The organism is Streptomyces capoamus, assembly GCF_014654935.1.
Classification (GTDB): Bacteria; Actinomycetota; Actinomycetes; order Streptomycetales; family Streptomycetaceae; genus Streptomyces; species Streptomyces capoamus.
Genome location: NZ_BNBF01000023.1, coordinates 93,774 through 99,942 on the forward strand (window position 1 = coordinate 93,774; position 6,169 = coordinate 99,942).

At 74.5% G+C, this 6,169-nt stretch carries 6 protein-coding genes; 3 read left to right on the plus strand and 3 right to left on the minus strand.

The window, feature by feature from the left end; all coding sequences use genetic code 11:
• A partial coding sequence (locus IE312_RS42485) for an aldose epimerase family protein (protein ID WP_440862374.1) occupies positions 1–155 on the plus strand: 155 nt, incomplete at its 5' end.
• A 131-nt stretch (positions 156–286) separates the two neighbouring features.
• On the opposite strand, the gene IE312_RS30120 is transcribed toward IE312_RS42485, so the two are convergent.
• Complete coding sequence (locus IE312_RS30120) at positions 287–2,743, minus strand: beta-glucosidase family protein (protein ID WP_189985435.1); 2,457 nt, start codon at positions 2,741–2,743, stop codon at positions 287–289.
• A 102-nt stretch (positions 2,744–2,845) separates the two neighbouring features.
• Between IE312_RS30120 and IE312_RS30125 the strand changes: the two genes are divergently transcribed.
• On the plus strand, positions 2,846–3,427 hold the full coding sequence (locus IE312_RS30125; protein ID WP_189985436.1) for a TetR/AcrR family transcriptional regulator: 582 nt from the start codon (positions 2,846–2,848) through the stop codon (positions 3,425–3,427).
• A gap of 88 nt (positions 3,428–3,515) precedes the next feature.
• Positions 3,516–4,775, plus strand: coding sequence for a pyroglutamyl-peptidase I (locus tag IE312_RS30130; protein WP_189985437.1), 1,260 nt, complete (start codon positions 3,516–3,518; stop codon positions 4,773–4,775).
• Here the strand turns inward: IE312_RS30130 and IE312_RS30135 are convergent.
• The gene (locus tag IE312_RS30135; protein WP_189985438.1) at positions 4,765–5,553 is read right to left on the minus strand and encodes an EI24 domain-containing protein; all 789 of its coding nucleotides are present in this window, start codon (positions 5,551–5,553) and stop codon (positions 4,765–4,767) included. The genes IE312_RS30130 and IE312_RS30135 overlap by 11 nt on opposite strands.
• 45 nt (positions 5,554–5,598) lie before the next feature.
• Positions 5,599–6,036, minus strand: coding sequence for a MarR family winged helix-turn-helix transcriptional regulator (locus IE312_RS30140; RefSeq protein ID WP_189985439.1), 438 nt, complete (start codon positions 6,034–6,036; stop codon positions 5,599–5,601).
• Positions 6,037–6,169 lie beyond the last annotated feature (133 nt).

Consider the following 6,169-nt stretch of genomic DNA (forward strand, 5'->3'; position numbering starts at 1 on the left):
ACCACCTGTCCGGTCCGTTCTCCCCCGGCGCCGGGATCGCCCTGGAGACGCAGCACTTCCCGGACTCCCCCAACCGGCCCGGCTTCCCGAGCACGGTGCTGCGTCCCGGGGAGGTGTTCCGGTCGGAGACGGTGTACGCCCTCTCGGCGGCCTAGCCGCCGGCGGCCCCGGACAGCGCGGGGGCCTCCGCACCGGCGCCCTTGAAGCCGCTGAACGCACAAAACGAGCCCCGGCCCAGGGGTCAGGTCCCGGGCCGGGGCTGCTCGTGCGGGAGGCTTGTCCCGGATCAGACGTTAATCGGCGCGATGAGCCTCCGGTCCGCGATCGAGCGTCCCGCGGCGATCTCGTACGAACCCTTCACATGCGCCCACGTCTTCCCCGTCTCGTCCCAGACCTCGAAGGCGCGGCGCGGCAGCTCCACGGTGACCTCGGCGCTCTCCCCCGGGCCGGCCTCGACGGACGCGAAGCCCGCCAGCCGGCGCGCCGGGCGCTCGGGGCCGGGCCCGGCCGGGGAGACGTAGATCTGGACGACCTCCCGGCCGGCCCGCTCGCCGGTGTTGCGCACGCGGACGCGCACGGCGGTGCCGTCGACGTCCAGCGACTCGTAGGCCCACTCGGTGTAGCCGAGGCCGTGGCCGAAGGGGTAGGAGGGGGTGCGGCCGGCCCGCTCCCAGGCCCGGTAGCCGATGAACAGGCCTTCGCTGTAGTGCAGTTCGCCGTCGGTGGGGACGACCTGGGTGACCGGGGCGTCGGCGAGGGCGCCCCAGGTGGTGGGGAGCCGGCCGCCGGGCTCGTGGGCGCCGGTGAGGACGTCGGCGAGGGCGGCGCCGCCCTCCTGGCCGGGGAACCAGGTCAGCAGGACGGCGGCGACCCGGTCGCGCCAGGGCAGTTCCACCGGGGAGCCGGCGTTGACGACCACGACGGTGTTCGGGTTGGCGGCGGCGACCGCGCGGACCAGGTCGTCCTGGCGGCCGGGCAGGTTCAGGTCCCGGCGGTCGAAGCCCTCGGACTCCACCCGGTCGGTGGTGGCGACCATGACGACGGCCGTGTCGGCGCGGCGGGCGGCCTCGGCGGCCTCGGCGATCAGCTCGTCGGGGTCGCGCCGCGGTCCGCAGTGGGCGAGCGTGAAGCCGACCACCTTCATCGGGAGGTCCTCGGGGAGCCGGACGACGTGGGTGAGGGAGACGTCGACCGGTTCGCCGGCGGTCAGCTCCACCTCGGCACGGGGGACGGGGGCGGCGAGGAACGCCTCGAAGGGGTCGCCCTCGCCGGGACGCTGCACGTCGTCGTAGTACGTCGTCCCGGCGACGGTGAGGGTGAAGGGGCCCTTGCCCTTGATCCCGAAGGTGTGGGGGCCGGACTCGCGGGGGACGAAGGTGCCGGTCAGCTCGACGGTGTGCAGGGTGTCGTGGGTGACGCCGTCGGGCAGGTCGGAGCCCATCCACTGGATGAGGCCGCTGGGGGCCGAGCGGGTGCCGGTGACCTCGCCGGCGGCGTCCCGGCAGACGGCCCGCAGGGTGAAGCCCTCGTCGGCGACGGCGAGTTCGGTGTCCGGGTGGGCGCCGACGGCGTAGTCGAGGGTGCCCTCGGGGAGGGCGGCGGCGAGGCCGTCGAGCGGGGAGACGATCCGGGCCGGGAAGACGGTGGCCGAGCCGCCGCCGAGCACGCGGGCGTCGCGGGCGGCGGCGCCGATCAGGGCCACGGTGCCGTGCGGCCGCAACGGCAGGGCGCGGCCCTCGTTGCGGAGCAGGACGAAGGAGCGGCGGGCGATCTCGCGGGCCAGGGCCTCGCCGTCGACCGGCGCGGGCGGCTGCGCCACCTCCGGCGCGGCGCCGGCCAGGATCCCGACACGGGCGGCGAGCCGCAGGACCCGGCGGACGGCCGCGTCGACGACGGCCTCGGCGACCTCGCCGTCCCGTACGGCCCGGGCGAGGGCCGGGCCGTAGACGGTCCGGGGTCCGGGCATGGCGACGTCCAGACCGCCGATGGCGGCGCCGACGGTGTCCCGGGCGGCCGTCCAGTCGGAGACGTTGCAGCCGTCGAAGCCCCATTCGCCGCGCAGGACCTCGTTGACGAGGTGGTGGTGCTCGGTCATCGTCGTGCCGTTGACGGTGTTGTAGGCGGTCATGACGCCCCAGGGCCGGGCGTCCGCGACGATGGCCTCGAAGGGGGCCAGGTACAGCTCCCGCAGGGCGCGTTCGGGGACCAGGTTGTTCACCGTGAGGCGGTCGGTCTCGGCGTCGTTGGCGACGAAGTGCTTGACGGTGGTGCCGACTCCGCCGGACTGGACGCCGCGGACGTAGCCGGTGCCGATGACGCCGGTGAGGTACGGGTCCTCGCTGTAGCACTCGAAGTGACGGCCGCCGAGCGGGGAGCGGTGCAGGTTGACCGTGGGGGCGAGCAGGACGTGGACGCCCTTGCGGCGGGCCTCCTGGGCGAGCAGGACACCGGCGCGGCGGGCGAGTTCGGGGTCCCAGCCGGCGGCGAGCGCGGTCGGGGAGGGCAGGGCGACGGAGGGGTCGTCGGCGGTCCAGCGCACGCCCCGGACACCGATCGGGCCGTCCGACATCACCAGGGACTCCAGTCCGATCTCGGGCAGCGCGGGCAGGCTCCACATGTCCTGGCCGGCCAGCAGGCGTGCCTTGGTGTCGAGGTCGAGCGCGCCGAGGGCGGCCTCCACGACCGCCTCACGGGCCTTCTCGGCCGTGGTCTCCCCGGCCGGGGTCGGCTGGGCTCCCGCCATGACGGTTCCTCCTCGTCGAGTCCGTTCAGGTGGGTCCATCGTGCACGGATCGCCTGTGGGACGGTAGGTTTCGTCACCTCGCCGTTATATCCGGGCGGAAGGATGCCGTACGGTGACGTCATGAACGCGAGGGTCAGGAGCGGGGAGCGGCGCGCCGAGATCGTCGGGGCCGCGCTCGAGGTGATCGCCGAGCGGGGGTACCGGGGGGCGAGCCTGGCCGCGGTGGCCGAGCGCGTCGGGCTGACCCAGCAGGGGCTGCTGCACCACTTCCCCACCAAGGACGCCCTGCTGGTGGCCGTGCTCCAGGAGCGGGACCGGTGGGACGCGCTGCCGGACTCGCAGTGGCGGGTGGACCTGCTGGCCTCGCTGGTCGAGTACAACGCGATGCGGCCGGCCATCGTGCAGACCTTCTCCGCGCTGCTCGGCGAGAGCGTGACCGAGGGGCATCCGGCGCGGCAGTACTTCACCGAGCGCTACGCCCGCGTCCGCGCGACCATGGCCGCGGTCCTGCGCGCCGAGTACGGTGACCGGCTGCCGAACGGGCTCACCCCCGAGCGGACCGCGCCGCTGCTGGTGGCGGTGATGGACGGCCTCCAGTACCAGTGGCTCCTGGACCCGGAGTCGGTGGACATGCCGGGCGCCTTCCGCGACTTCCTGCGGCTGCTGGGCGAGCCGGCACAGTAGGGGCGGACGGGGCGCCATGGCGGGCGGCCCCCGGGACGCCTACGGTGGAGCGGCCCGTGCCCGCCCGCGAGGGAAGGACCCGACCCCCTTGACCCGCATACGCGTTCACCCAGGCGTCCTCGTTCTGGCCCTGTCGGCCGGACTGGCCGTGCCCCCCGCCACCGCCGTGGCCGACCCGGCCCCCGCCCCCTCCCCCACCGTGGAGGAGCTGCGGCTCGACCAGCCGGTCCCGCGGGAGATCCTGCAGCGGTCCGGATTCGCCGACGCGGCCCCGGAGTTCACCCGCGCGCTGGAGCGCGCGCACGACTACGCGCAGGCCCGGCGCATCGTCGTACGGCAGGGATCCGCGCTGTGGCGGCGGGCCGTGGACCGGGCGCAGGGGCGGGGGCCGGCGGCCGGCGACCTGAGCCGGGACGACGACCGGCCGCTGTACTGGGCGCGGCTGGGAATGACCCGGCACGTGCGGACGTGGAAGCCCCGGTTCGGCCTCACCGACGGGCAACGGGACGCGCTGCTGGACCGGTTGGAGCGCACCTCGCGGGGGCAGACCGACATCCGCTATCCGGCCCACGGGCGCCTGCGCCGCGTGCTGCTCACCGGTTTCGACCCCTTCACGCTCGACCGGGACATCCGCATCTCCAATCCCTCCGGGGCGACGGCGCTCGCGCTCGACGGCACGGTGGTGGAGACGGCACGGGGACCGGCCCGGATCGAGACCGCCGTGTTCCCGGTGCGCTGGCGGGACTTCGCGCAGGGCACGGTGGAGCGGACGCTGCGCCCGTACCTGCCGGAGGTGGACCTGTTCACGACGGTGAGCCAGGGCCGGCCCGGCCGGTTCGACATCGAGCGCACCAACGGGGCCTGGCGCGGCGGCTTCCCGGACAACGAGGGCGTCTCCCGGACGGAGACCGTTCCGGTCGCCGACCCGGCGACCCAGCCGCAGTGGACGAGCACGACCCTGCCGTACGCGGCCGTGGTGGCCGCGCGGACGGGCCGCTTCCCGGTCTACGACCACACGGAGGTGACCGAGATCCCGGCGGGCGGCGACGGTCCGGTCGTGCGGCCGGACGGGCCGACCCCCGGCTCCACCGCGCGCGCCGGGTCCGGCGGCGACTACCTGTCCAACGAGATCGCCTACCGGGCCACCCTGCTGCGGGACCGGCTCGGGCTGCACGGCACCCTGCCCGGCGGGCATGTGCACACCCCGGTGCTCCGCTTCGGCGCCGGGAACACCGGGGAGGTGACGGACCCCGAGTTCGTGCGCGACCGGCTGGACATCATCGGCCAGGTGCGGGCCGTCGTGGCGGTGGCCGCCGGCGCCCCGGCGGACCCGCCCGTCAGGGGCTGACGTTCTCCTGCGCCGCCTCGGTCGCGTCGGCGCCCTCCTCGCCCAGCAGGTCCCGGGCGAGGAGCGTGGCGCCCGCGACCGCGCCCGGCATCAGGAACACCGCGACGAACGGGACCAGGAAGGCCAGGCCCAGGGGCGTGCCGAAGCCCCACACGAGGGTCTTGCGGGAGCGGAGCAGGCTGAGCCGGGCGCGCAGGTCGACGCCCCGGCGCTGCAGCGCGACCGCGGCGAGTTCCTCGGTGAGGAAGAACCCGGTGACGAAGAAGCCGATCACGGGGACGACGGTCTGCCCGACGACCGGCAGGAACCCGAGGGCGAAGAGCAGGACGCCCCACAGACCGGCCCGGACCAGGATGCGCAGGCTGTCCCGGGCCGAGATCCACAGCTCGCGCCAGAGCGGGAGGCCGGACCGGGGGGCGGTGCCGTCGGGCGAGACGTCGGCGTCGACCCGCTCGGAGAGGCTCTCGTAGAAGGGCTGGCCGACGAGCAGGGTGACGGCGGTGAACGTCAGCACGGCCAGGAGCAGGCCGAGGGCGAACAGGACGGCCGTCAGGAAGCCGCGGAACAGGCCCTGCCAGGGGCTGGCCCAGTCGTCCGCGAACGGGGTCGCCCAGCCGACCGCGTCCGCGCCCCACAGGGCGAGCGCGGCCAGCGCGGCGGTGTACAGCACCAGCGTGATCAGGCCGGGCAGCAGTCCGAAGCCGTAGCTCCGTCCGCGCCGGGCCACCCATCGCTGGCCCTTCAGCAGATAACCGAAACCCACCCCGAGATCGCGCATGGTGAGGACTCTACTGGCTCGGTCCGGCCGGCCCCGGAGGGGTGCTCAGACGTCCAGCATGCGGCGGAGCAGGTCGCGCAGCGAGCCGCGCTCCTCGTCGGTGAGGGCGGCGAGCGGTTCGCGCGCGAAGTGCAGGCCCTCGCGCAGTTCCCGGGCCGTGCGGCGGCCCTCCTCGGTGGCGGCGGCCACCTTCACCCGGCGGTCGGCCGGGTCGGGGCGGCGCTCCACGAGGCCGCGGGACTCCAGGCGGTCCACGATCCCCGTGACGTTGGACGGCTCGCACTTCAGCTTCTGCGCCAGCTTGCGCATGGGCAGCGGCTCCAGCGAGAGCAGGCTGAGCAGCCGGGCCTGCGGGCCGGTGAGCGTGTGCTCGCCCGCCGCCTTCTCGTAGTCCGCGTAGAAGCGGGCCACGACGTCACCGATCAGCTCCACGACCTCCAGCGTGAGGGCGTCGGGGTGATGACTCTTCGATGGGGTGGACATGGGGCCCAGGATACCCGGTTACTTGACATCATGAAATATTCAGGTGCAGGGTTGTTTCAGGTTCTGAAGTAAAAGGAAAGGCTCAGTCATGATCAACCGCGAGTGGCACCTGCTCAGCCGTCCCGTCGGCTGG

Excerpts from the sequence above, each read along its gene's own strand:
- IE312_RS30120 (WP_189985435.1), bottom strand. The coding sequence starts at position 2,743 with ATGGCGGGAGCCCAGCCGACCCCGGCCGGGGAGACCACGGCCGAGAAG.
- IE312_RS30125 (WP_189985436.1), top strand. The coding sequence starts at position 2,846 with ATGCCGTACGGTGACGTCATGAACGCGAGGGTCAGGAGCGGGGAGCGG.
- IE312_RS30135 (WP_189985438.1), bottom strand. The coding sequence starts at position 5,553 with ATGCGCGATCTCGGGGTGGGTTTCGGTTATCTGCTGAAGGGCCAGCGA.
- IE312_RS30140 (WP_189985439.1), bottom strand. The coding sequence starts at position 6,036 with ATGTCCACCCCATCGAAGAGTCATCACCCCGACGCCCTCACGCTGGAG.